Genomic DNA, 24959 nt, shown 5'->3' with positions numbered 1-24959 from the left:
CGCGCGTTCTTGCAGGTTGAATGAATACGCCTTAGTACGCGAGATTCATGCGGCGATACAGGAAGGACAGAACGAACAGCGGCCCAATCAGCAGGAAGCGCAGGTCCTCGAAGAAGGACGGCTTCTTGCCCTCGATCTTGTGGCCGATGAACTGCCCGATCCAGGCCACCACGAAGATCGCGATCGACACCGGCAGCACCGTCATGTCCGGCATCAGCGCGAGTAAGCCCAGCATCACCGCGCTCATGACGCCCATGCCGAGGGCAAACCCGCGCGACAGCTTGGTGTAGTAGTAGAGCGAGGCGAGCGTCGCCGCGATCGCCACCACCGGGTGGATCGCCCACAGGATGCCGAGCAAACTCAGGACGATCAGCGGGATGCACACGAAGTGGATGATCTCGTTGGTGTGGTTGCGGTGGCTTTCGGCGTAGCGCGCCAGCAGGACGTCGATGTTGCGGGAGGATGCGCTGTGGTCCATGCTTGTCTCCGTGTGCTCTGTTGTTTCGGCCGATTCTACACCGTCTCCAGCTCCTGTTGAACGCTGGGCCGCGGCGCCTGCAGGCGCAGGTTCGGGTGGGCCGCGAACAGCTCGGAAATCCATTCGACGAACACGCGCACCTTGGCCGACAGGTGGCGATTCTGCGGGTAGACCACGTGCACCGGCAGCGCGTCGCTGCTCCACTCGGGCAGCACCTGCACCATGCGCCCCGCCGCGATGTGCTGCGCCAGCAGGTAGTCCGTCATCATGATGACGCCCAGTCCCGCCAATCCCGCCTGCACGTAGGCGTTCGAGTCGTTCAGGGCGATCGAGCCGGGCAGCGCCACTTCGATGCGCTCGCCGTCGCGGGTGAAGTCCCATTTCGAGATCTTGCCGGTCTTGGCCGAGAAGTAGTTGACGCAGCGGTGGCGATCCAGGTCGCGCGGATGTTCCGGCATGCCGTAGCGTTCGATGTAGGCAGGCGAGGCGGCGGTGACGAAGTTGATCACGCCGATGCGGCGCGCGATCAGGTTCGGGTCCTCCAGCTCGCCGCCGCGCACGGCGCAGTCCACCCCTTCCTCGACCAGGTCGACCGGACGGTCGGTGCTGCCCAGTTCGAGCGTGATGTCCGGGTAGCGCTCGAAAAAGGCGGGCAGGGCGGGGATCAGGATTTCCGAGGCCAGGCCGGTGGGCGTATCGATGCGCAGCCGTCCGCTCGGGCTCAGGCGGTGGCGCGACAGCGATTCCTCGGCGTCGCGCACATCCGACAGGATCTGCACGCAGCGTTCGTAGTAGGCCGCGCCGTCCGAGGTGATCATCACCTGGCGCGTCGTGCGGTGCAGCAGCTTGACCGACAAGGTCGATTCCAGCGTCTGCACCAGCGTCGAGACCGTCGCCTTGGGCAGGTTCAGCATTTCGGCCGCCTTGGTGAAGCTGCCGCAGTCAACCACCTGGATGAAAACTTCCATGGCCTGGAGCTTGTTCATGAGGATCTCACCTTCCTGAATTGGTCGATTGTTCGGCAATCTGAACAATCAATTCGTTATTGACATCTTTATCCGATTGTAGTTGAAGACTATAGTGTGTGCATCGCAACAAAAATGTAAACACAAACGGAGCTGGTCATGAGCATGCGGGACGGAATCTTCACCACGGTAGCAGTGACCCTGAGCGGGGTAGCGCTGGCAGGCCTGCTGGGGACCGACGCCTATTCGCAGGCTGCCGGCGCGGAAGCGCGCGGCCTGAAGGCACTCTCGATGCAGCTGGAACTGGATTGCGACGCATGCCCGGAAGGCGAGTCCAGCCGCTGGGCCGCGGCGCCGGAAGGAGGCCGCCCATGAGCGCGGTACTCGAACGCGAAGAAGCCGCCACGGCCAGCGTGGACGTGCGCGAGCTGGAAGTGGCCGGCGCACAGGGAGCGCTTGCCGCGCGCCTGTACACCGCCGGCACGCCCGCCAAGCGCGACACGCTCATCGTCTTCTTCCATGGCGGCGGCTTCGTCTCGGGCGACCTGCAGGAGGCGGACGAATTCCTGCGCCATATGGCCCAATGCAACGAAGAGCGCGCGGTGCTCGCCTCGAACTACACCCTGGCAACGGTGAGCCCCTTCCCGGCCGCGGTGGAAGATGCGCACGCCGTGCTGCTCTGGACTACCAAACACAAGGCAAAGCTCGGCTGGTCCGGCAAGAAGCTGGTGGTGATGGGCATCGAGGCAGGCGCCAACCTGGCCGCCGTCTGCGCCCTGATGGCGCGCGACCGCGCCGCCCCCAAGCTGGCCGGCCAGATCCTGATCATGCCGATGCTCGATCCCGGCCTGTCCACCGGCTCGATGCGCCAGATGAACCAGTGCCCGGACCGCGAAAAAGTCACCAGCGACTGCGCCGCCGCCTACCGCGGCTACCTGCCGCACGCCGCCGACCGCGCGCATCCGTATGCCTCGCCGCTGCGTTCGACCCGGCTGAAGAACCTGCCGCCGGCGCTGATCCTCTCCGCCGAGGACGACCCATTGTGCGACGAGGCTGAACAATACGGCGCCAAACTGATCAACGCCGGCGTACGCACCACGGTGCGGCGCATGCCGCCGGCGCCCCTGCAGGAGCCCGACGGGCGCAACGAATGTGCATGCAAGGTGCACGCGCTCGCCGAGATCGCCACCTTCCTTGCGGGACTGGACCGCTGACCAGCCAGCGCCAGAGCTAACCATCACTGCCTTCCCAACAACCACGTGCCGCGAGCACGAGGGAGGCCCGTTTTTTCCCAAAAATTCGTCGCTTCGGCGACGTGAGGGAACGTCTTTAGAAAGAGGTGAGCCATGAACATGCACCACCTGCGCACCATGCGCTGTTGATCCCGGCGCCCCCGCCGCGCTGAGCGCGCGGCCTCCATACCAGTAAGGAATTCGGCATCCACACCTGCGGGCGTGGACAGGCCCTCTTTTTCCCCGCATCCGGCTCGTACCCGGCTGCGGACAGGGAAGTTTTTGTCTCTTCAATAAGAAAGGTTGATCATGACTAACCAACGACACATGGGCAAAGTAAGGATACTCGTCGGGCTGCTCGCAGCTGCAGGCCTGGCAGGCGCAGTGCTCACCGGCTGCGCCGACGCCAACAGCAAGGACGGCGCAGCCGCCGCGGCGCCCGCCGCGCCGCCGCTTTCCGCCGCGGTCGTTATCGAAAAGCCGGTGCTTGAAACCCAGGAATTCTCGGGCCGCCTGGAAGCCGTAGAAGAGGTCGAGATCCGTTCGCGCGTCAGCGGCTACATCACCGCCGTCAACTTCAAACCGGGCGCCGAAGTGAAGAAGGGCGAGGTGCTGTTCGTGATCGACCCACGCCCTTACCAGGCCGAGGCCGACCGTGCCGGCGCCGCCGCCAGCGCGGCCCGCGCCAGAGCCGACCTGGCGCGCCTGGAACTGCAGCGCGCCGAGCGCCTGCTGCTCGATAAGGCGATCGCCCAGCGCGAGTTCGACGAAAAGGCCGCCGCCCAGAAGGAACTCGACGCCAACGCCAGGGCTGCCCAGGCGCAGTATGAAGCGGCGCGCCTGAACCTGGCGTACACCCGCGTCACGGCGCCGATCGACGGCCGCGTGTCGAAGGCCGAGATCACCCTCGGCAACCTGGTCGATGCCAGCGCCGTGCTGACCTCGGTGGTTTCGCTGGAGCGCATCTACGCCAGCTTCGACGGCGACGAACAGACCTACCTGCGCGTCGGCGCCCAGCGCGACAAGGAAGCGGTGGTGAAGGTCGGCCTGGCCAACGAAGAGGGCTTCCCGCACGAGGGCAAGCTCGAATTCGTCGACAACCAGCTCGATGCCCGCACCGGCAGCGTGCGCATGCGCGCCACCCTGGCCAACAAGGACCGCGCCCTGGCGCCCGGCCTGTTCGCCCGCGTCCAGGTGGGCAGCGGCGAGGCCGGCAAGGCCATCGTGATCAACGACCGCGCGGTCGGCACCGACCAGAGCCGCAAGTTCGTGGTCGTGGTGGGCGCCGACGGCAAGGCCGAGTACCGCCCGGTGACCCTCGGCCCGGTGGTCGACGGCATGCGCGTGGTGCGCTCGGGCCTGAAGGCCGGCGAGAAGATCGTCGTCAACGGCCTGCAGAGGGTGCGTCCCGGGGCGCCGGTGGCGCCGCAGATCGTGCCGATGGATGCCCAGCTTGCCGCCAAGGCTGACGCGACGCTGGCCTTGAACACCGCCAAGGAGTAAGACCATGAACTTCTCCCGCTTCTTCGTCGACAAGCCGATCTTCGCGGTCGTGCTGTCGGTGATCGTCTTCGTAGGCGGCCTGATTTCGATCTTCCAGCTGCCGGTGTCCGAGTATCCCGAGGTGGTGCCGCCGTCGGTGGTGGTGCGCGCCCAGTACCCGGGCGCGAACCCGAAGGTGATCGCCGAAACCGTGGCCGCGCCGCTGGAAGAGCAGATCAACGGCATCGAGGACATGCTCTACATGAGCTCCCAGAACACTTCGGACGGCGCCCTGGCCCTGACCCTGACCTTCGCGATCGGCACCGACATCGACCGCGCCGAGAGCCAGGTGCAGAACCGGGTGCAGCGCGCGCTGCCGCGCCTGCCCGAGGAGGTGCGCCAGATCGGCGTCACCACGGTGAAGAGTTCGCCCAACCTGACCATGGTGGTGCACCTGAATTCGCCGGACGGCCGCTACGACGACCTGTACCTGCGCAACTACGCGGTGCTGAACATCAAGGACCAGCTGGCGCGCCTGAACGGCATGGGCGAAGTCCAGCTGTTCGGCTCGGGCGACTACGCCATGCGCGTCTGGCTCGACCCGCAGAAAGTCGCGGCGCGCAACCTGACCGCCGGCGACGTCGTCGCCAGCATCCGCGAGCAGAACGTGCAGGTCGCGGCCGGCGTGGTGGGGCAGGGACCGAGCAAGGATGCGGACTTCCAGCTGACCGTCAACACCCAGGGGCGCTTATCAAGCGTCGAGGAATTCGGCGACATCGTGGTCAAGGCCGGCGAGGACGGCGCGGTCACGCGCCTGAAGGACGTGGCGCGCCTCGAGATGGGTTCCAGCTCCTACGCGCTGCGCTCGCTGCTGAACAACAAGTCGGCGGTGGCGATCCCCATTTTTGAAGCGCCGAATGCCAATGCGCTGCAGCTGTCCCAGGACGTGCGCGCCACGATGGAAGCGCTTTCGAAGGACTTCCCGGAAGGCGTCGAGTACAGCATCGTGTACGACCCGACCCAGTTCGTGCGCGAGTCGATCGACTCGGTGATCAAGACCCTGCTCGAAGCCGTGGTGCTGGTGGCCCTGGTCGTGATCGTGTTCCTGCAGACCTGGCGCGCTTCGATCATCCCGCTGCTGGCGGTGCCGGTGTCGGTGGTCGGTACCTTTGCCGTGATGCTGATGTTCGGCTTCTCGATCAACACGCTGTCGCTGTTCGGGCTGGTGCTGGCCATCGGTATCGTGGTCGACGACGCCATCGTGGTGGTGGAAAACGTCGAGCGCAACATCGGCAACGGCCTGTCGCCGCATGACGCGACCATCCAGGCCATGAAGGAAGTGTCGGGCCCGATCATCGCCATTGCCCTGGTGCTGTGCGCCGTGTTCGTGCCGATCGCTTTCGTCTCCGGCCTGACCGGCCAGTTCTACCGCCAGTTCGCCCTGACCATCGCCATCTCGACCGTGATCTCGGCCTTCGTTTCCTTGACGTTGGCGCCGGCCATGTCCGCCGCGCTCTTGAAAGCCCACGATGCGCCGAAGGATCGCCTGACCCGCGCCATGGACAAGGTACTGGGCCGCTTCTTCGCCGCCTTCAACCGCTTCTTCGGCCGTGCCTCGCACAGCTACGAAGGCGGCGTGAAGACCGTCCTGCGCCGCAAGGCCGCGACGCTGGGCGTCTACCTGGCGCTGGGCGTGGCTGCGATCTTCATGTTCAAGGTGGTGCCGCCGGGCTTCGTGCCGGCCCAGGACAAGGGCTACCTGATCGGTTTCGCCCAGCTCCCGGACGCCGCCTCGCTGGACCGCACCGATGAAGTGATCCGCAAGATGTCGGCCATCGCCAAGGAAATCCCGGGGGTGGAATCCTCGATCGCCTTCCCGGGCCTGTCGATCAACGGCTTCACCAATGCGCCCAATGCCGGCATCGTGTTCACCGGCCTCAAACCCTTCAGCGAGCGCAAGGGCAAGCCGGAGCAGTCGGCCGAAGCCATCGCCGCCGAGATCAACAAGCGCATGGGCAGCGTACAGGATGCCTTCGTGATGGTGCTGCCGCCGCCTCCGGTGAACGGCCTGGGCACCACCGGCGGCTTCAAGCTGATGCTGGAAGACCGCGGCAACCTCGGCCACGACGAACTGTACAAGGCCACCCAGGCGCTGCAGGACAAGGCCTGGGGCACGCCGGAACTGGCGGGCGTGTTCTCGAGCTACCAGATCAACGTGCCGCAGCTGTTCGCGGACGTCGACCGCGTCAAGGCCAAGCAGCTCGGCGTGCCGCTGTCGACCATCTACCAGACCCTGCAGGTGAACCTGGGCTCGCTGTACGTGAACGACTTCAACCAGTTCGGCCGCACCTACCAGGTGCGGGTGCAGGCCGATGCGCAGTTCCGCTCGCAGCCGGAGCAGATCGCCCAGCTGAAGGTCCGCAACGACAAGGGCGAGATGATCCCGCTGTCGTCCCTGATGCAGCTGAAGGACAGCTACGGCCCGGACCGCGTCCAGCGCTACAACAACTATGTGGCGGCCGACATCAACGGTGGTCCGGCGCCGGGCGTGTCCTCGGGCCAGGCCCAGGCCATCATGGAGCAGCTGGCCAAGGAAACGCTGCCGAAAGGGATCGCCTACGAGTGGACCGAGCTGACCTACCAGGAAGAACTGGCCGGTAACACCATGATCTACGTGTTCCCGCTGTGCGTGCTGCTGGTGTTCCTGGTGCTGGCCGCCCAGTACGAAAGCTGGACCCTGCCGCTGGCGGTGATCCTGATCGTGCCGATGTCGATCCTGTGCGCGCTGGTGGGCGTCAAGCTCTCCGGTGGCGACAACAACATCTTCACCCAGATCGCCCTGTTCGTGCTGGTGGGACTGGCCTCGAAGAATGCGATCCTGATCGTGGAGTTCGCCCGCGAGCTGGAAGACCACGGCCGCAGCATCGTCGACGCCGCGCTGGAAGCTTCGCGCCTGCGCCTGCGTCCGATCCTGATGACCTCGATCGCTTTCATCATGGGTGTGGTGCCGCTGGTGTTCTCGAGCGGCGCCGGCGCCGAGATGCGCCATGCGATGGGCGTGGCGGTGTTCGCCGGCATGCTGGGCGTTACCTTCTTCGGCCTGTTCCTGACGCCGGTGTTCTACGTCCTGCTGCGCACGCTGGCCAAACGTTTCGAGAAAAAGGCGCCGGTGGCGCCAGTCAAAGCCCCGGTCCTGGACCTGGAAGGAGTGCATTGAGATGAAAAGCATGATTGCGAGGGGCGTGGCCCCACTGTTGGCGGCCCTGCTGCTGACCGCCTGCGCCACGCCGGAGTTCAGGCAGCCGGTCATCGAGACGCCGACGGCGTTCCGTGAATCGCAGGTGCCGAGCGCCCTTGAAGTGGACGGCATCGAAGGCTCGCGCTGGAAACCGGCCCAGCCTGCGGAGCAGCAGCCACGCGGCCAGTGGTGGCTGGCCTTCAAGGACGCGGCCCTGACTTCCCTGATCGAGGAAGCCGGCGCCAACAACGCCAACCTGGCGGTGGCGGCAAGCCGCGTCAAGCAGGCGAGGGCGATCGCCGGGATCGCAGCGGCCGACAGGGCGCCGCAAGTCGGCATCGGCATCGGCGCCCAGCGCGCCCGCCCGTCGGCGCTGGAAAGCGGCCTGCCGCAAGGCGCGCCGACCCAGCCGGTGACGAGCTACACGGCCAACCTCACCGCCAGCTACGAGGTCGATCTGTTCGGCCGCGTGGCGGCCGGTGTGTCGGCGGCGCGCAGCGATGCGGCGACCTCGGAAGCCAATTACCGCTCGGTGCTGCTGGCGCTGCAGGCTGACGTGGCCCAGACCTACTTCCGCCTGCGCGCGCTGGACGCCGAACTGGACACGGTGGCGCAAACCGTGCGCCTGCGTGAGGAAAGCGTGAAGGTGACGCAGCGCCGCTTCGACCTGGGCGACATCGGCGAATTCGACCTGTCGCGCGCCCGCACCGAGCTGGCGACGGCGCGCGCCGAGGCGATCGGCCTGCAGCGCCAGCGCGCCACCGCCGAACACGCGCTGGCGGTCCTGCTGGGCAAGCCGGCGTCGCACTACGTCGCCGGCAAGAGCCCGCTACTTGGCGCCACCACACTGCCCGCGATACCGGCCGGCCTGCCGTCCTCGCTGCTGGAACGCCGTCCCGATATCAATGCCGCCCAGCGCGCGATGGAAGCCTCGAACGCCCGCATCGGCGTGGCGCGCGGCGCGATGTTCCCGGCCCTCACCATCAGCGCGGCCGGAGGAGGCGTCGGTGGCGCCATGTCGGAAGTGTTCAAGTGGAGCAGCCGTTCCTGGGTGCTGGGTCTGCTCACCTCGATGCCGATCATCGACGGCGGCCGCAACCGCGCCAACGTCGAACGCAGCGAAGCGGTGCTGGAGGAATCGGTGGGCAGCTACCGCCAGAGCGTGCTCATGGCATTTGCCGAGGTCGAGGACAACCTGGCCGGCCTGCGCATCCTTTCCGGCCAGGCCGAGCAGATCGATGCGGCGCTGCTGTCGGCGCGCCGTTCGGCCGACCTGGCGCAGAAGCTGTACGACGCCGGCCGTTCCAGCTACCTGGAGCTGCTCGATGCGCAGCGCAACCTGGCGGCGGTTGAGCGTACTGCCGTCCAGCTGCGAGGCAACCGGGCGGTGACGACGGTGGCCCTGATTCGTTCCTTGGGCGGCGGCTGGGATGCCGCCCGCGTCGACGGCAATGCCGTCGCCATGAAGTAGTCCTGCCGTCGTTTCGTCTCCCGACGGTTTGCCCTTTGCGGCGGGTACGTGAGTGCTCGCCGCTTTTTTTCGTCCGGCTACAATCGGGGCATGGTGAATCGAACTCCCTCATTGACTGGCCTTGCGCCTGTACTCGCACCGGACACCCGCGTCCTTGTCCTCGGCAGCTTTCCCGGCGCCGCCTCGCTGGCCGCAGGGCGCTACTATGCTCATCCAAGGAACCAGTTCTGGCCCCTGATCTCGGCGGTGGTCAAGGAGGACCTGGCAAGCCTGCCCTATGAAGAGCGCTTGCCGCGCCTGCTGGCGCACCGCTTCGGCCTGTGGGACGTGCTGGCCGGCTGCGAACGCGAAGGCAGCCTCGATTCCGCGATCCGCAACCCGGCCGCCAACGATTTCGAACGCTTGCGGGCGCTCTGTCCGGAGCTGGAGACGGTCGGCTTCAATGGCCAGGCGTCGGGCAAGTTCGCGCCGCAGTTTGCGGCGGCCGGTTACCGCACTGTCGTACTGCCGTCGAGTTCACCGGCACACATGGCGATGACGTTCGAGCAGAAGCTGGAGGTGTGGCGTAGACTCGCCGAGTTGGAAGGGAACACAGCGCTGCCGGCGCAGTCGCCGTTGTTCTAAATTTATCGCTGGCCGCTCAACGGATATGCGTCCCGGTCGCACTCACCCTCCGAAGCATCGCCAGCTTGGCCGAATACAACTGCCGCATCTCCTGCCGCGTGCTGTTGTCGACCGCCTTGGCGATCTGCTCGCGCGCGTACTTGACGTCGCCCAGGCGCAGGTGAGTCACGCCTAGCCAGAACAGGAACTCGTCGTTGTAGGGGGCGCGCTTGAGCTCACGTTCGAACAGGCGCCGCGCCTTGTCGAAGTCGCCCGCGCGTAGCGCCAGCATGCCCTGGTCGAAGTGGTAATAGGGCGGGAAGGGCTCGATGCTGGCGATGCGCTGCGCCAGCACCTGGGCCTCGGCGTGCTTGCCCAGCGTGGCCAGCACCGGCTGCAGGTTGCGCATGACCATCACGTTCTCCGGCTCGCGCAGCAAGGCCGCGCGGTAGGTCTGTTCGGCTAGCGACAGATCGCCGTGCCGGTTGTAGATCACGGCCAGGGTGTTGAGCGCCGCGATCAGGCCAGGGCGCTTGTCCACCGCGGCGCGCGCCCACCAGTAGGCGTCGTCGATACGGTCCTGCACCAGCATCTCGGCCGCGCGGTTGTTCATGTAGAGCGCGACGATGTCGTCTTCGTCCAGGTCGTGTGCGCGCAGGCGTTCGGCTTCCTCCTGCGGGATGAAGTCGACCACCAGGAATTCGTTCAGGCCATTGCTGCGAAAGCCACTGTCGACCGGTTCGCCGACGGCGACGTTGACGTGGGCGCTGCCCAGGTACAGATCCGCCTTGCGGCTCCAGTCATTGCCGACGTCGACGCTGCGAAAGCGCACCGGCATGCGCAGTTGCTTGGCGAAGGCCGCCGTCATGATCACGAGCGACAGGCAGTTGCCGGAGCGGTCCGCGTAGGTCTCCGCGGCAGTGCGGGTCTTCGAGGATTCGTATTCGAGCTTCAGGTCGGTCTTGCTGTACAGCGCTTCGACCAGGCCGCGGCGCGAGCCGCTCTGGCGCAGGTACCTGTTGAAAGCCGGGCTGTTCAGGTAGGACAGCATCGCCGGACTGAGGGTGAACAGGTCGCCGGCGCCGACCGGCTCGCTTGGTGGCGCAAAGCGCGCGTCGGCGAAGGGAGGGAGGGGCGCGCTGGCGGGCTGCACGCTGGCGCAGCCCGCCAGCAGGGAAAGGGACAGCGACAGCAGGATGGCGAGGAACTTCATGACTCACTCCCAGGTGTACTTACAGGCAGTATCCGCCTGTACAGGAGTGATGTAAAGATATGTATCTACTGCTCGTGGAAGGCTTCCACCAGCTCGTCCAGCAGCTCGGCCGTTTCCTCGTCCGACAGCCCGAGGTAGGCGCAGGCGGCGGCGCCGCCCTTGTTCCACTCCAGCGATTCGGCATGGCCCTGGTAGCGGCAGATCGCGCTCTCCGCCAGCACCGACAGGGCGACCAGCGAGCGCACCGCGGCGGCGCTCGCGGCATCGTCGAGCACGGCGAAATCATGGTGGTGCAGGATGGCCCAGCCGACGTCGCCCGACAGGCCCCAGTTGCGCGCCAGCAGGCAGCCGAGCGCCGCGTGATTGGTGCTATGGCGCTCGTCCTCGAGCACGGTGAATGCGCGCTGCGTTTCCAGCGAGGCGGCGGCATAGGTCGCGGCGTAGTCCGGGAAGCGCTCCATCAGCAGCGGCACGCCGGTGTCGCAGAACAGGCCGAAGGTGTGGGCCACGTCCGCCTCGCCGATGCGCAGGCGGCGCGACAGGAACACCATCGCCTGGGCGCGCCGGGTACTGATATCCCAGAAGCTGGCCAGCGCGGCGCTGTTGGCGGGAATCGCCTGGCGCGCCAGCAGGCCGGTCATCAGGGCCGCCACCTGGTTAATGCCCAGGAACAGGATCGCCTGCTCGATCGACTTGGCCTTGCGCCGGCCGCCGTAGATCGCCGAATTGGCCAGCTTGAGCAGCGCACCGGACATGCCGACGTCGCTCGCCACGATCTTGCCGATCGCCTCCGGCGACGGGTCTTCCGATGCCAGTTCGCGCTGCATGTCGGCAAGCAGGCTCGGCCGGGGTGGGATGCGGATCGATTTGATCAGGGCATCGACCTGGTCGAGGTGCGGAACGGGATCGGCGAGGGTATTCATGGGCGGACAGGAGGAAGTGCGGAAGGGAAGCGACCAACCGTGCCACTATACCCCAGCACTTATTTTATTGCAGCAAAGCAATGCAAAATGCTTATCATTAAAATCATATTTTGTGTCAATTTAACCAAAGCGACACTCCTGGACAGGCCGGGTTAGAATCCCGCCATGGCCATTTCGACAATAGCAGGAATCGATTTTTCCCAGCCCGCGGAGATCGTCGCGCGCCAGTTGATCGGTGTGACGGTGCTGGTGGATGGCGTCGGCGGACGGATCGTCGAGACCGAAGCCTATGACCGCGAAGACCCGGCGTCGCACGCCTTTTCCGGTCCTACCGAGCGCAATGCCTCGATGTTCGGGCCGCCTGCCCATGCCTATGTCTATCGTTCTTACGGAATCCATTGGTGCCTGAATTTCGTGTGCCGCGAAGAGGGCCACGGCGCCGGGGTCCTGATCCGCGCGCTGGAGCCGCTCGCCGGCCTGGACCAGATGCGCGTGCGCCGCGATGCGATGGACGAGTGGCTGCTGTGCTCCGGCCCGGGCAAGCTGTGCCAGGCGCTGGGGGTGACCCGCGCCCTCAACGGCATGGCCATCTCGGAATCACCGTTCGAGATCCTGCCCGCGCCGCCAGGCCTGGAGGTCGTGACCGGGCCGCGCATCGGGATTTCCAAGGCGATGGACGTGCCCTGGCGTTTCGGGCTGGCGGGTTCACGCTTCGTCAGCCGGCCCTTCCGCTGAGCCGTCAGGCGCTGCGCCGGCGCTGCGTTCCCTTGGTGGTCGCAGCAGGCAGCGCCGCCACCGCACGTCCGCGCATCGCGCTGCCGGGCGCGCGGCGCTCGTGCAGGCCGTGGAAGCCTTCGTCGCCTTCCTCTTCCGCGATCGCCTCATCCTCGGACTGCACAGCGGCGATGTCCGCACCGTCGTCACCCTCGAACTTGAAGATCGACACCGCCTTGGCCAGGTTGACGGTCTGTTCGTGCAGGCTTTCGGCCGCGGCTGCGGCCTGTTCGACCAGGGCCGCGTTCTGCTGGGTCATGCCGTCCATCTGGCCGACCGCCTTGTTCACTTCGGCGATGCCGTCGGCCTGCTCGGTGCTGGCGATGCTGATGCGGCCGATGATGTCGTTCACCTGGCGCACCGAGGCGACGATGTCGCCCATGCTGGCGCCGGCCTCGCTCACCGAAGCGCTGCCGTCCTCGATGCTCTTCACCGAATCGGCGATCAGGCCCTTGATCTCGCGCGCCGCCGCCGCCGAACGCTGGGCCAGCGTGCGCACTTCGGCCGCCACCACCGCGAAGCCGCGTCCCTGCTCGCCGGCGCGCGCCGCTTCCACCGCGGCGTTCAGGGCCAGCAGGTTGGTCTGGAACGAGATGCCGTCGATGACGCTGGTGATCTCGACGATCTTGCGCGAGCTGGCCTGGATCGATTCCATGGTCGCCACCGCGCGGCCCACCGCCTGGCCGCCATTCGAGGCCAGCTGCGCCGCCTCGGCCGCAAGATCCGACGCCAGGCGCGCGTTGTTGGCGTTTTCCTTCACTGCCGTGGTCAGTTCTTCCATGGTGCTGGCGGTCTGTTCGAGCGAGCCGGCCTGCAGCTCGGTGCGGGTCGACAGGTCCAGGTTGCCGGTGGCGATTTCCTTCGAAGCGGTGTCGATCGAGCGCACCGAGTGCAATATGCTGTTCAGGGCGCCGTTCAGGCGCGAGATCGAGTGGTCGAGCGCGCGCGAGGTGTCGGCGATCTCGTCGCGCCCGGCGCCGGGCGTGCCGGACGGACGCAGGCGGCCCTCGGCCAGGTCGTTCACCACCGTGGCGATCGAATGGATATCGGCCAGCATGGCGCGCCGCACCAGCATTGTCACCACCAGGGACACAGCGATCGACAGCAGCACCATGCCCGCCATGGTCATGCCGAGGGTGCGGAACTCGGCCTTGGCGGCGGCGTGCGCTTCCACGCTCAGCTTCTTTTCCAGTGCCGCCAGGTTTTGCAGGCCGCTGTCGAGGGCGACGAACTGCTTCTCGGCCTTCTGCATCGAGTTGGTAGCGATCGACTGGTCGACCTGGGCCAGCTCGATGGTCTCGGCCACCATCTTGCGGTAGCTCGCCAGCCCTGCCAGCGCGCTCTCGATCGGCGCACGCTCGCCCGGTGCGGCGCCCTTCGACAGTTCGCCCAGCCTGGCTGCAATCGCGGCATGCTTCTTGTGGATGTCGGCGGTCAGCGCGTCCAGGCGGTTCTTCGCGAAGCTGCCGTTCACCCAGGCCAGCAGCTGGTAGATGTTGGCATGCGCGAAGCGCGCTTCGCCCGCCACGTCGGCCACGGCCTGCAGGCGCGCGGCGCGCACCTGCACCATGTGCTCGAGCGAGGCGTTCTGGCGCACCATGCCGTAATAGGCGGCTGCCGACAGCATCGTCAGCAGCACCAGCACCAGGCCCGGGGCCAGCAGGAGTTTCGGGCCGATCCTCAGTTTGTTCAGCATGCTTGACTCCGGGCGTGGACGAAAGGGCGGGGCGCTTTACTTCTTGTAGATGCCGACTTCCAGCACCACGTCGTCGACGCGCTGGATGAAGGTCGTCTTCGGCTCGATCTTGCCGCTGGTCGGATTCTTGTACTGGTAGTCGACCCAGCCCTTGCCCTTGGCGGCGGCCAGTTCGATGATCTCGCGGCGGTACTTCTTGCCGTTCGCATCCGGCACGTCGGTCAGGTCCTTGCCGACGATCGAGGGGTTATAGGGGTGGGCCAGCACGATGCCGGTCTTCAGGTCGCGGATGTCCATGTAGAGCTCGCCCTGGACGTATTCCGCATCCTTCGCGTTGATCTTCTTCATCATCTCGTCCTTGCCCTTGGCCTTGACCAGGGCAACGCCGCGTTCGACCATCGCGATGGCGTCCTTTTCGGTCGGGCCATTGGCGAGGGCAGGGGTGGCGGCAATGGCCAGGCACAGGGCGGCGGTCGTGGCGAACAGTTTCATGTTGACTCCTTGAGTGAATGTTCTGGGATCAATATTGCTAAAGTGCATTGGCAAATGTACCGGGCTGGGATGACGGGGAATTGCGATCGCGCAATCGCATTGCGGAGTCGCGTAGGAACGTTGCGCATTCGTGTCAGTGGATGCTGAGCAGAATGCTCATCCACCATGCATGCAAATCAATCCTGATGTTGTTTTCAGGCAGAGTTCGTTGTTTCGATGTGAACAGCTCATGTAGAATCGTCAGCTTTTATTGATGAGCCGGCATGAAGCGAGAGACACAGATTCCGATCGGGGACCCGCTGGGAAAACCAGCCGACACACCGGGGCACCTGGCCTACCGCCGCGACATCGATGGCCTGCGCGCCGTCGCCGTGCTGTCGGTGGTGCTGTTCCATGCCTTCCCGGCGGTGCTGCGGGGCGGTTTCATCGGCGTCGACATCTTCTTCGTCATTTCCGGCTTCCTGATCACCAGCATCCTGCTGCGCGAGCTGGAGGCGGGCAGTTTCAGCTTCGCCGGCTTCTACGCGCGCCGCGTGCGGCGCATCTTCCCGGCGCTGGTGCTGGTGCTCGGTTCCTGCCTGGCCTTCGGCTGGCTGGCCCTGTTCCCGGACGAATACCAGCAGCTCGGCAAGCACGTGGTCGGGGGCGCCGGCTTCGCGGCCAACTTCTTCTACTGGGCCCAGGTCGGCTACTTCGACACCGCGGCCGACACCAAGCCGCTGCTGCACCTGTGGTCGCTCGGCATCGAAGAGCAGTTCTATATCCTGTGGCCGGTCGTCCTCCTGCTTGGGTGGCGGCTGCGCATGAATCTGCTGGCGGTGGCCGCCGTGCTGGCGCTGGCCTCGTTCGCCGTCAACCTGGGCGGCATCGCCGATCACCCGACCGCCACCTTCTATTCCCCGGCCAGCCGCGCCTGGGAGCTGCTGCTGGGCGCCGGCCTGGCCTGCCTGCATGCGCGCCCCGGCGCCGCCGCTTCACGCCTTGCCGTGGCGCCGAACCTGCTCTCCTGGCTTGGCGCCGCCCTGCTGGCCGCGGGCCTGGCCCTAATTACGCGGGAAGACCCCTTCCCCGGCTGGCGCGCGCTGCTGCCCGCACTGGGCGCGCTCCTGCTCATCGGCGCCGGGCCGCAGGCCTGGCTCAACCGCGTGCTGCTGTCGAACCGCCTCATGGTCTGGATCGGGCTGGTGAGCTATCCGCTCTACCTGTGGCACTGGCCGCTGCTGTCCTTTGCCCAGATCGTCGAATCGCGCACCCCGGCGCCGGCCATCCGCGCCGCGGCGGTGCTGCTGGCCGTCCTGCTGGCCTGGCTGACCTACCGCGTGGTGGAGCGCCCGCTGCGCGGCGGCAGCGGGCGCGGCAAGGTCGCTGCGCTGAGCGCGCTGATGCTTGCCTGCGCCGCCACCGGAGGCTATATCTACCTGAACGATGGCCTGCCGACGCGCAAGCCGGTCCAGGACAACCTGGCCAACCAGAAGGCGCTGGTGCTGGTCGAGGACAAGGCCAATGCCGAGGCCTGCAAGAAGCGCTACGGTTTCGACTCGACCTACGAGTACTGCCTGCAGGCCGACGTCGCCAGGGACCCGACCGTGGTGCTGGTGGGCGACAGCCATGCCTACCACGTGGTGGCCGGCCTGACCAAGTACTACAGCAGCGTCGGCGAGAACCTCCTGATGCTGGGCACCCGCCATCCGTACTGGGGCCTGGACCCGCAGGGAGATCCCTACCAGCAGGCGACCCAGCCGATGCTGGAGCTGGCCCTCGGCATGCCTTCGGTGAAGACCGTGGTGTTCTCGACCCACCTGCGTTTCGGCAGCGCGCCCGAGCACCGCATGTGGGTGGATGCGGCGCGCGAGACCTTCCGCCGCTTCACCGCGGCCGGCAAGCAGGTGATCTTCATGAACGACGTGCCCATCATCAGCTTCGATCCGCGTTCCTGCATCAAGCGCGCCGGCGTGGCCTCGTCGGCCACCCGCGTGCCCTGCGCGATCACGCGCGCCGAATGGGAGCAGCAGGTGGTGCAGCACCGCGAGGTCCTGGGCGCCTTCGCCCGCGAGTTCCCGCAGATGGCCTGGTTCGATTCGTCCACGGCCTTGTGCGACGACAGTAGCTGCCACGCCATGATCGACGGACGCCTGATGTACCGCGACACCAACCACCTGAGCTATGACGGCGACCTGCTGGTGGGCAGGCATTTCGCCGAATGGATGCGCCGGCAAGCGCCGAAATAAGCCTGCACGGACGGCCCGGGGAATGCGCTCCGGGCCGTCCTGTCCAGTATTTGTCCCGTTTTGCCTCTCTCTTGTTTTAACCCCCACCGTAGGAACAGTCTGATTGATTGGCGGCAATTTCTGGCGGCTTTCCGCAACGTAAGATGAATTCTTACCGGCAACGTTTTACCCACGCCGACTAATTCATCCCTCGTTTCCTGGAGAATTTCCGTGATCACGACCGAATCGACGCCCTCCAAGTTCAAGCCCTATACCCGCCAGACGATCCACACGGCACGCCAATGGCAATGGCTGACGCCGGAGCTGCAGGAAGCCGTGCAGGTGGTGTCCCATGTGTTGCCGTTCCGCGTGAACGCCTACGTGCTGGAGGAGCTGATCGACTGGGACAAGGTGCCGGACGATCCGATCTACCGGCTCACCTTCCCGCACCGCGACATGCTGCCCGCCAGCGAATACGAACAACTGCGCGACCTGGTGCTGTACAAGAAGGACGAGGCGGCCACCGCCAAGCTGGTGCACGGCATCCGCATGCGCATGAACCCGCACCCGGCCGGCCAGATGACGCACAACGTCCCGCGCGTCAACGACGCGCCGCTCAAGGGCCTGCAGCACAAGTACAAGGAGACCGTGCTGTTCTTCCCGAGCTCGGGCCAGACCTGCCACGCCTACTGCACCTTCTGCTTCCGCTGGCCGCAGTTCGTCGGCATGGACGACATGAAGTTCGATGCGCGCGAATGCAAGGAGCTGGTGTCCTACCTCGAGACCCATAAAGACGTCACCGACGTCCTGATCACCGGCGGCGACCCGATGATCATGAACACGCGTTCGCTGGCCGAGTTCCTCGAGCCGCTGCTCGAACCGAACCTGGCCCACATCCAGAACATCCGCATCGGCACCAAGTCGGTGGCCTACTGGCCGCAGCGCTTCGTGTCGGACAAGGACAGCGACGACCTGATGCGCCTGTTCGAGAAGGTGGTCAGGTCGGGCAAGAACCTCGCGATCATGGGCCACTACAACCATGCAGTCGAGCTGCGCCACCCGATTGCCCAGCAGGCGGTCAAGCGCATCGTCGGCACCGGCGCCACGCTGCGCATGCAGGGGCCCCTGATCCGCCACATCAACGAAGACCCGAAGAGCTGGGCCGAGCTGTGGACCACCGGCGTGCGCCTGGGCGCCATTCCGTACTACATGTTCGTCGAGCGCGACACCGGCCCGCGCGACTACTTCTCGCTGCCGCTGGCGCGCGCGCACCAGATCTTCCAGGAGGCCTACTCGATGGTGTCGGGCCTGTCGCGCACCGTGCGCGGTCCCTCGATGAGCGCCTTCCCGGGCAAGGTGGTGATCGACGGCGTGGTCACGATCAATGGCGAGAAGCTGTTCGCGCTGCAGTTCCTGCAGGCCCGCAATCCGGAATGGGTGCGCCGTCCCTTCTTCGCCAAGTACGATCCGGAAGCCACCTGGCTCGACCACCTCAAGCCGGCCTTCGGGCGCGACAAGTTCTTCTTCGAACAGGAGAGCGAAAGCCCGCTGCGCGGACCCGGCGGGCGCGTCATCCCGCTGGTGCCGGCAGGGCAGCCGCGTGGCGGCGCTACCCAGGACGCGGCCTGACCCCGGACGCGCATCCACCCGACCCCGACCGGGACCTGGCCCATGCAGGATACCGCCACCGCGCCACGCCTGACCGGCGTGGCGGTCTTTTTCTACGTGTTCCTGCCGTTCGCGCTGGGACACTATCTGTCGACGCTGCTGCGCAACGTGAACGCGGTGCTGGCCCCCGACCTGATGGGGGCGCTCGCGCTCACCCCGGGCGAGCTGGGACTGCTCACCAGCGCCTTCTTCTTCGCCTTCGCGCTGGTCCAGCTGCCGGTCGGGATCGCCCTCGACCGCTGGGGGCCGCGCAGGGTGCAGCTGTCGATGATGCTGGTCGGCGCGCTCGGCGCGCTGCTGTTCGCGCGCGGCACCGGCTTCGGGCAGCTGCTGGTGGCGCGCGCCGTCATGGGCCTGGGCCTGGGCGGCTGCTTCATGGCGGCGGTGAAGGCGGTGTCCACCTGGATCACCCCGAGCAAGCTGCCTTCGGTGCACGGCTACCTGATCGCAGTAGGGGGACTGGGCGCCGCCAGCGCGACCATGCCGGTGCGGCTGGTGCTCGACTATACCGACTGGCGCGGCCTGTTCGCCATCCTGGCCGGGCTGACCGCATGTTCCGGCCTGCTGATCGCGCTCGTGTACCCTCGTGACAAGGGACCGCAGCCCAAGCGCGGACCGCTGGGGCAGGCGCTGCGCGAGGTGTTCCGGGCGCCGGTGTTCCGCAACACGGCCTCGCTGGTCCTGATCCCGCATGCGGTGTTCTTCGGCATCCAGGGGCTGTGGATCGGACGCTGGCTGTCGGACGTCGCGCGCTTTCCCGACGACGCGGTCGCCTACCTGCTCTACATGGGGATGGCATCGGTGATCTTCGGCGCCATCGGGGTGGGCATGATCACCGAGTGGGCCGGCCGGCGCGGCATCGCCCCGCTGGACGTCGCCGCCGCCGGCATCGCCGTCTTCCTGCTGGTGCAGGCTGCCTTCGTGCTCAACTACAAGCCGAGCTTCCAGCTGCTGTCGGTGCTGTTCACGCTGGTCGGGACCATTACGGGAATCGAGTACGCCATCATCGCGCAGTCGATGCCGCGCGAGCTGACCGGACGCGCGGCGACCTGCCTGAACCTCCTGATCTTCATCGGCGCCTTCGTGGTGCAGGCGGGCTTCGGCCTGCTGGTCGGGCTGTGGCCCCTCGACGACGCCGGCCAGACTCCCGCCATGGCATACCGCATGGCCTTTGCCGTGCTGGTGCTGGTACAGTTGCCGGGCCTGGTCGGATTCGTGCGGCGGCGCCGCCGCCAGAGCGCACCGGTGGCCGAGGATGTCGAGGAGGTCCAGGCGGTTCCCACCTGAACCGATTCTCTCGCTGGGAAAGGATGGCGCGATATGGCCGGATTGGCTAGTATCGTGCTGTCCGCCCCCACCGAGAGAACACCATGCGCGACCACTTCCTGCTTCGCCTGTCCAGCGGCGCCATGCTCTTGCTGCTGGCCGCCTGCGGCGACCGCTCCACGCTGTCTCCCGGGGCCGACGTCGGCTCGCATCCGACCCTGGTGTCGCCGGTCCGCTCCCTGATCCCGACCGTGGACATCGCCCCCGCCAGGGGCTGGCCACCGGGCGGCAAGCCGCTCGCGGCGGCGGGACTGGCGGTGCAGGCCTACGCTTCCGGCCTCGACCATCCGCGCTGGCTCCACGTGCTGCCCAATGGCGACGTGCTGGTCGCCGAGAGCAATGCGCCGCAACAGCCGGCCAAGAAGGGCATCAAGGACTGGGTCCAGAAAAAGGTGATGGAAAGGGCGGGCGCGGGCGTGCCCAGCGCGAACCGCATCACGCTGCTGCGCGATGCCGACGGCGACGGCGTGGCGGAACTGAAGACCGTGTTCCTGAAGGGCCTGAACTCGCCCTTCGGCATGGCGCTGGTCGGCGACACGCTGTACGTGGCGAACACCGACGGCATCGTGCGCTTCCCCTACCGCGAGGGCGATACCGCGATCACCGCGCAGGCAGCCCGGGTGGCGCCGCTGCCGGGCGGGCCGCTGAACCACCACTGGACCAAGAACATCATCGCCAGCCAGGACGGGCGCAAGCTGTACGCCACCACGGGTTCGAACAGCAACGTGGCCGAAAACGGCATCGACCAGGAAGTCGACCGCGCCGCGATCCTCGAAGTGGACATCGCCACCGGCAAGACCCGCCTCTTCGCCGCCGGCCTGCGCAACCCGAACGGCCTGGCCTGGAACCCGGAAACCGGGGTGCTGTGGACGGTGGTGAACGAACGCGACGAGATCGGCAGCGACCTGGTACCGGACTACCTGACCTCGGTAAAGGAGGGCGGCTTCTACGGCTGGCCCTACAGCTGGTATGGCAGGCACGTGGACGAGCGCGTCAAGCCGCAGCGCCCGGACCTGGTGGCCAGGGCGATCGTGCCGGACTATGCGCTGGGCGCCCACGTGGCGGCGCTGGGGCTGGCCTTCTATACCGGCGCGCTGCTGCCCCAGTTCACCAACGGCGCCATCATCGGCCAGCACGGTTCCTGGAACCGCAAGCCGCTGTCGGGCTACAACGTGGTGTATGTGCCGTTCAGGGAAGGCAAGCCGGCCGGGAAACCGGTCGAGCTGCTCAGCGGCTTTCTCAACAAGGACGGCGAGGCGCAGGGGCGTCCGGTCGGCGTCGCGGTGGACGGGAAGGGCGCGATCCTGGTGGCGGACGATGTCGGCAACGTGGTCTGGCGCGTGACGCCGAGCGCGCGTTAATCGTAGGGATAACTATCACCGCGTGGGCGGAAACCCGCCCACCCTACGCGCAGCCGCTGACCAGCAGGATCGGCATCCCGGTCCACAGGATCCCCACGAAGGCCAGCACGGCGCCCAGCGCCGCCGCCCAGTCGAGCAGCGCCGCTTCCGTAGCGTTTCGCAGGATGCCGCGCTCGCGCCAGGCCAGCCACAGGCATGCCGCCAGCGCCGCCACGGTCGCGATCCCCAGCAGCAAGCGGTCCGGCCCGCCCGTGCGCATTACCGCCGGCGTGCATTGCGCCGCCGCCAGCAGGTAGCAGAAGGTGAAGTGCGCCGCCCATACCAGCAGGGGCAGGGTGCCGCGCATCAGTTGCCGGAAGAAGTGGTCTTGCATGGTCTACTCCATCAGCCACGGCATCAGCGCCGGCAGGCCATGCACCAGCGCCATGCCGGCCAGGCCCTGCAGCGTCGTGTAGTGCCAGAGCAGGGCGACATTGTCGAGCGTCGCGCGGCTGCGCTCGCCCAGGTGACCGCGCCAGGACCGGAGAACCAGATAGGGGCCGGCGATCGCCAGCACCACCACGTGCAGGCCCTGGTAGCCGAGCAGCCCGCCGATCGCGGCGCCCCAGGCGCTGGCCGTCGGGTCGAGGCCGGCGAACTGGTGGCCGCGCAGATCGAACAGGAAGGAAGCCGTGGTGCAGCCCAGCGCCAGCAGCACCAGCCAGGGCAGGCGGCGCTTGCCGAGCGCGCGCACGGCCAGCAGCATCAGCACCGAACTGGCGACCAGAAGGCCGGCCGAGACCAGCTGCGACGACAGCTCCGGCAGGGCGGCGCCGGGCGGCGGGCAGACCTGCAGGCGCATCGACACATGGACGTAGGCGTAGCCGAAGGACGCGAAGATGCAGGCGTCGACGATCAGCATCACCATCGTGCCCCACCACGACTGCGAGGCGGTGGTCTTCGCATTCACTGGCAGCACCAGGTCGTCCGCGACGCGCGCCTGGTCGATCGGTGGCTTGCGGTCCGATTCCCACAGCCAGGCGATGGTGCCGCCCACCGCCATCAAGCCGAAGATAAAGGCCGGCACGATCGCCTTCACCGTCAGCAGCAGGAAGAAGCCGGCCGTGCCGAGCGCGGCGATGACCGGCAGCCAGCTGTCGGTCGGCAGCACCATCAGGTAGCGCGGCTCGGCCTTGACCGGGCTGGTGGCGATGGTTTCGCGCAGGCCGGTGGCGGTGCCGGGCAGGTAGTGCTGGCCGCGCTCGACTTCCTCGGACAGAGTCGGCTGGTCCCACAGCGGGTTGGTCGAGTGGATGCGCGGGATGCTGCGGTTGCCGTAGGATTCCGACGGCAGCCATTCGAGGGTCGGCGCATTCCACGGATTGCCCACTTCCTTTTCCGGCCGGCGCAGCGCGCGCACGGCGTCGACGATGAACAGCAGCACGCCGAAGGCGAAGATGAAGGCGCCGACCGTGGACAGCATGTTCAGCAGGTTCCAGCCGAGGTGCGCGTCATAGGTGTAGACCCGGCGCGGCATGCCGTACAGGCCGGTGATGTGCATCGGGAAGAAGGCCAGGTTGAAGCCGCCGAACATCATCCAGAACACCCAGCGCCCCAGCTTCTCGGACAGGGGCTGGCCCTTGACCAGCGGCAGCCAGTAATACATCCCGGCGAACACCGGGAACACCATGCCGCCGATCAGGACGTAGTGCAGGTGGGCCACGATGAAATAGGTGTCGTGGGCCTGCCAGTCGAACGGGATCACGGCCACCATCACCCCGGTCAGGCCGCCCAGCACGAAGATGAACATGAAGCCCATCAGGAACAGCGCCGGGGACGTCATGCGCACCCGCCCGTTCCACAGGGTGGCGATCCAGGCGAACACCTGGATGCCGGTCGGGATCGCCACCGCCATGCTGGCGGCCGAGATGAAGCTCATCTCCAGCACGCCCAGGCCGGCGGTGAACATGTGGTGGGCCCACAGCCCGAAGCTGAAGAAGCCCACGCCGACCAGGGCCACGATGATGGCGCGTCGTCCCACCAGCGGGGTGCCGGCGATGGTCGGGATCATGGTCGAGACCATGCCGGCGGCGGGCAGGAAGATGATGTAGACCTCGGGGTGGCCGAAGAACCAGAACAGGTGCTGCCACAGGATCGGATCACCGCCGCGCTCGGCGATGAAGAAGGGCCAGTCGAAGGCGCGCTCCAGTTCCAGCAGGGCGGTGCCGGCGATCACCGCCGGGAAGGCGAACACGATCATCACCGCCACCACCAGCATGGCCCAGGCGTACACCGGCATGCGGCGCAGCGTCATGCCCGGCGCGCGCGTGAACAGGATGCCGACGATCAGCTCGATCGCGCCGGCGATCGCCGAGATCTCGATGAAGCCGATCCCCAGCAGCCAGAAGTCGGCGTTCAGGCCCGGCGAATAGGTGTTGCCGGTATAGGGCGGGTACATGAACCAGCCGCCGTCCGGCGCCAGGCCGACGAAGATGGTGCAGAAGAAGGCCAGGCCGCCGAAGGCATAGGCCCAGTAGGCATAGGCGGACAGGCGCGGGAAGGGCAGGTCGCGCGCGCCCAGCATGTTGGGCAGCAGGTAGACGGCCAATGCCTCGACGATCGGGATCGCGAACAGGAACATCATCACCGTGCCGTGCATGGTGAAGACCTGGTTGTAGGTGTCGGGGCTGAGCAGGGTGTTGTCGGGCACGGCCAGCTGCACCCGCATGACGAGGGCCAGGATGCCGGCCAGGACGAAGAACAGCAGGGCGGTGCCGATGTACAGCAGGCCGATGCTGGTGTTGTTCACCGAGGTGAAGAAGCGCCAGCCGGTGGGCGTGCGCCAGACTTCCTTCAGGCGCTCGAATTCGCCATCCGGACGGGGCAATGAATTAGGCAAATGCGTGGGCAGCGGCTGCGTCATTTCAGGTGCTCGAGGTAGGTGGCCAGCGCGCGCAGCGTGTCGCGGTCGAGGTCTTGCGAGCCGGGCATGAAGACGCCGGGTTTGGCGGCCTGCGGGTCGGCGATCCAGCCGCCCAGCGTGTCGCGGTGGTTGCGCAAGGTGCCCGCGCCGATGTGCATGCGGCTGCCGACGTGGGTCAGGTCCGGGCCCAGGCGCGATCCTTCGGCCACGCCGCGGATCGTGTGGCAGGCCTGGCAGCGTTGTTCCAGGAAGGCGGCGCGGCCGCGTTCGAGGATCGCGTTGTCCGCGGGCAGGGCCGGCTGCGCCTGGCGCGCCAGCCAGGCCTCGAATTCCTGCGGCGCCAGGGCCACCACGTGCAGCGCCATCTTCGCATGCTGGGCGCCGCAGTATTCGGCGCACTGGCCGCGGTAGATGCCCGGCTTGTCGGCGCGCAGGGTCAGGCCGGTGACGCGGCCCGGGACCATGTCGCGCTTGCCGGCCAGCGAGGGCACCCACAGGCTGTGGATCACGTCGGCCGAATTCAGGCCGAGGTAGACATTGCGGCCGACCGGGATGTGGATCTCGTTGGCGGTGACGATCTCGCGTCCGCTCGCCGCGTCGTGGTAGCGCACTTCCCACCACCACATCTTGGCGGTGACCGAGATGGTGAGCGCGTCGCGCGAAGTCTGCGGCGCCAGCTGCGCGCTGCGCCAGGTGCTCCACCCCAGGAGCGCGGTGAGCACCACGACCGGAAAGGCGATGCCGCCGCCCCCGATCCACAGCAGCGCGCGTGCCGGCCGTTCGCGGCGCCGCAGGCTCAGGAACAGCAGCGCCATCACGGCGAGGAAGATCAGAGCGCCGGCGCCGAACATGACCCAGGCGAACTGGCTGATGATGGCGGCGTCCCAGCCGGCCGGCTGCAGGACCGAGTGCAGGGTTCCGGTCATGG

The 24959-nt window shown here is 66.9% G+C and carries 20 protein-coding genes; 11 read left to right on the top strand and 9 right to left on the bottom strand.

Annotation, left to right across the window (positions count from 1 at the left end):
* Positions 1-31: 31 nt before the first annotated feature.
* Both FG94_RS14640 and FG94_RS14635 read right to left on the bottom strand, forming a co-directional pair.
* Positions 32-478 (bottom strand): DUF962 domain-containing protein, encoded by a 447-nt coding sequence (locus FG94_RS14640; protein WP_036212994.1) that lies wholly within the window; start codon positions 476-478, stop codon positions 32-34.
* A gap of 35 nt (positions 479-513) precedes the next feature.
* On the bottom strand, positions 514-1464 hold the full coding sequence (locus FG94_RS14635; protein WP_036212992.1) for a LysR family transcriptional regulator: 951 nt from the start codon (positions 1462-1464) through the stop codon (positions 514-516).
* Between the two features lie 138 nt (positions 1465-1602).
* Here FG94_RS14635 and FG94_RS27905 point away from each other — a divergent pair, with 138 nt between their 5' ends.
* From FG94_RS27905 to FG94_RS14605, 6 genes are all read left to right on the top strand, one after another.
* Positions 1603-1818 (top strand): hypothetical protein, encoded by a 216-nt coding sequence (locus tag FG94_RS27905; protein ID WP_036212990.1) that lies wholly within the window; start codon positions 1603-1605, stop codon positions 1816-1818.
* On the top strand, positions 1815-2657 hold the full coding sequence (locus FG94_RS14625) for an alpha/beta hydrolase (RefSeq protein WP_036212987.1): 843 nt from the start codon (positions 1815-1817) through the stop codon (positions 2655-2657). Before FG94_RS27905 ends, FG94_RS14625 begins: the two co-directional genes overlap by 4 nt.
* Positions 2658-2984: 327 nt before the next feature.
* Positions 2985-4178 carry an efflux RND transporter periplasmic adaptor subunit gene (locus FG94_RS14620; protein ID WP_051996785.1) on the top strand — a complete coding sequence of 398 codons (1194 nt, stop codon included), beginning with the start codon at positions 2985-2987 and terminating at the stop codon, positions 4176-4178.
* Between the two features lie 4 nt (positions 4179-4182).
* The gene (locus FG94_RS14615; protein ID WP_036212981.1) at positions 4183-7374 is read left to right on the top strand and encodes an efflux RND transporter permease subunit; all 3192 of its coding nucleotides are present in this window, start codon (positions 4183-4185) and stop codon (positions 7372-7374) included.
* A 1-nt stretch (position 7375) separates the two neighbouring features.
* On the top strand, positions 7376-8866 hold the full coding sequence (locus FG94_RS14610) for an efflux transporter outer membrane subunit (protein ID WP_036212978.1): 1491 nt from the start codon (positions 7376-7378) through the stop codon (positions 8864-8866).
* A gap of 90 nt (positions 8867-8956) precedes the next feature.
* Positions 8957-9490: a DNA-deoxyinosine glycosylase gene (locus tag FG94_RS14605; RefSeq protein ID WP_036212975.1), complete on the top strand. Its 534-nt coding sequence runs from the start codon at positions 8957-8959 to the stop codon at positions 9488-9490.
* Positions 9491-9506: 16 nt separating this feature from the next.
* Here FG94_RS14605 and FG94_RS14600 read toward each other — a convergent pair whose 3' ends face one another.
* Both FG94_RS14600 and FG94_RS14595 read right to left on the bottom strand, forming a co-directional pair.
* On the bottom strand, positions 9507-10682 hold the full coding sequence (locus FG94_RS14600; RefSeq protein WP_036212972.1) for a tetratricopeptide repeat protein: 1176 nt from the start codon (positions 10680-10682) through the stop codon (positions 9507-9509).
* A 65-nt stretch (positions 10683-10747) separates the two neighbouring features.
* On the bottom strand, positions 10748-11605 hold the full coding sequence (locus FG94_RS14595) for an HDOD domain-containing protein (protein ID WP_036212969.1): 858 nt from the start codon (positions 11603-11605) through the stop codon (positions 10748-10750).
* Positions 11606-11770: 165 nt separating this feature from the next.
* Here FG94_RS14595 and FG94_RS14590 point away from each other — a divergent pair, with 165 nt between their 5' ends.
* Positions 11771-12340, top strand: coding sequence for a DNA-3-methyladenine glycosylase (locus FG94_RS14590; protein WP_036212966.1), 570 nt, complete (start codon positions 11771-11773; stop codon positions 12338-12340).
* Positions 12341-12344: 4 nt separating this feature from the next.
* Here FG94_RS14590 and FG94_RS14585 read toward each other — a convergent pair whose 3' ends face one another.
* Both FG94_RS14585 and FG94_RS14580 read right to left on the bottom strand, forming a co-directional pair.
* Complete coding sequence (locus FG94_RS14585) at positions 12345-14075, bottom strand: methyl-accepting chemotaxis protein (RefSeq protein WP_036212963.1); 1731 nt, start codon at positions 14073-14075, stop codon at positions 12345-12347.
* A gap of 36 nt (positions 14076-14111) precedes the next feature.
* On the bottom strand, positions 14112-14567 hold the full coding sequence (locus tag FG94_RS14580; protein ID WP_027865534.1) for a cache domain-containing protein: 456 nt from the start codon (positions 14565-14567) through the stop codon (positions 14112-14114).
* 263 nt (positions 14568-14830) lie between these two features.
* Between FG94_RS14580 and FG94_RS14575 the strand changes: the two genes are divergently transcribed.
* From FG94_RS14575 to FG94_RS14560, 4 genes are all read left to right on the top strand, one after another.
* Entirely contained in the window at positions 14831-16795 is a 1965-nt protein-coding gene (locus FG94_RS14575) for an acyltransferase family protein (protein ID WP_081926001.1), read from the top strand.
* A gap of 210 nt (positions 16796-17005) precedes the next feature.
* Positions 17006-18403: a KamA family radical SAM protein gene (locus tag FG94_RS14570; protein ID WP_036212960.1), complete on the top strand. Its 1398-nt coding sequence runs from the start codon at positions 17006-17008 to the stop codon at positions 18401-18403.
* A 42-nt stretch (positions 18404-18445) separates the two neighbouring features.
* Positions 18446-19729, top strand: a complete 1284-nt coding sequence (locus FG94_RS14565) for an MFS transporter (RefSeq protein ID WP_051996719.1) — start codon at positions 18446-18448, stop codon at positions 19727-19729.
* Positions 19730-19812: 83 nt separating this feature from the next.
* Positions 19813-21129 carry a sorbosone dehydrogenase family protein gene (locus FG94_RS14560; RefSeq protein WP_051996717.1) on the top strand — a complete coding sequence of 439 codons (1317 nt, stop codon included), beginning with the start codon at positions 19813-19815 and terminating at the stop codon, positions 21127-21129.
* A 43-nt stretch (positions 21130-21172) separates the two neighbouring features.
* Here the strand turns inward: FG94_RS14560 and FG94_RS14555 are convergent, their stop codons facing one another.
* The 3 genes from FG94_RS14555 to coxB are packed head-to-tail and all read right to left on the bottom strand — an operon-like array spanning position 21173 to position 24957.
* Positions 21173-21502 carry a hypothetical protein gene (locus tag FG94_RS14555; protein ID WP_036212957.1) on the bottom strand — a complete coding sequence of 110 codons (330 nt, stop codon included), beginning with the start codon at positions 21500-21502 and terminating at the stop codon, positions 21173-21175.
* Positions 21503-21505: 3 nt separating this feature from the next.
* Entirely contained in the window at positions 21506-24031 is a 2526-nt protein-coding gene (gene ctaD / locus FG94_RS14550; protein ID WP_036212955.1) for a cytochrome c oxidase subunit I, read from the bottom strand.
* A complete protein-coding gene (gene coxB / locus FG94_RS14545; protein ID WP_036213491.1) occupies positions 24028-24957 on the bottom strand; it encodes a cytochrome c oxidase subunit II in 930 nt (309 codons plus the stop codon). Before coxB ends, ctaD begins: the two co-directional genes overlap by 4 nt.
* Between the last annotated feature and the right edge of the window lie 2 nt (positions 24958-24959).

The organism is Massilia sp. LC238 (assembly GCF_000735635.1).
Classification (GTDB): Bacteria; Pseudomonadota; Gammaproteobacteria; order Burkholderiales; family Burkholderiaceae_D; genus Telluria; species Telluria varians.
The sequence above is the reverse complement of the archived record's forward strand: the minus strand, read 5'-3'. Positions and strand labels throughout refer to the sequence as shown.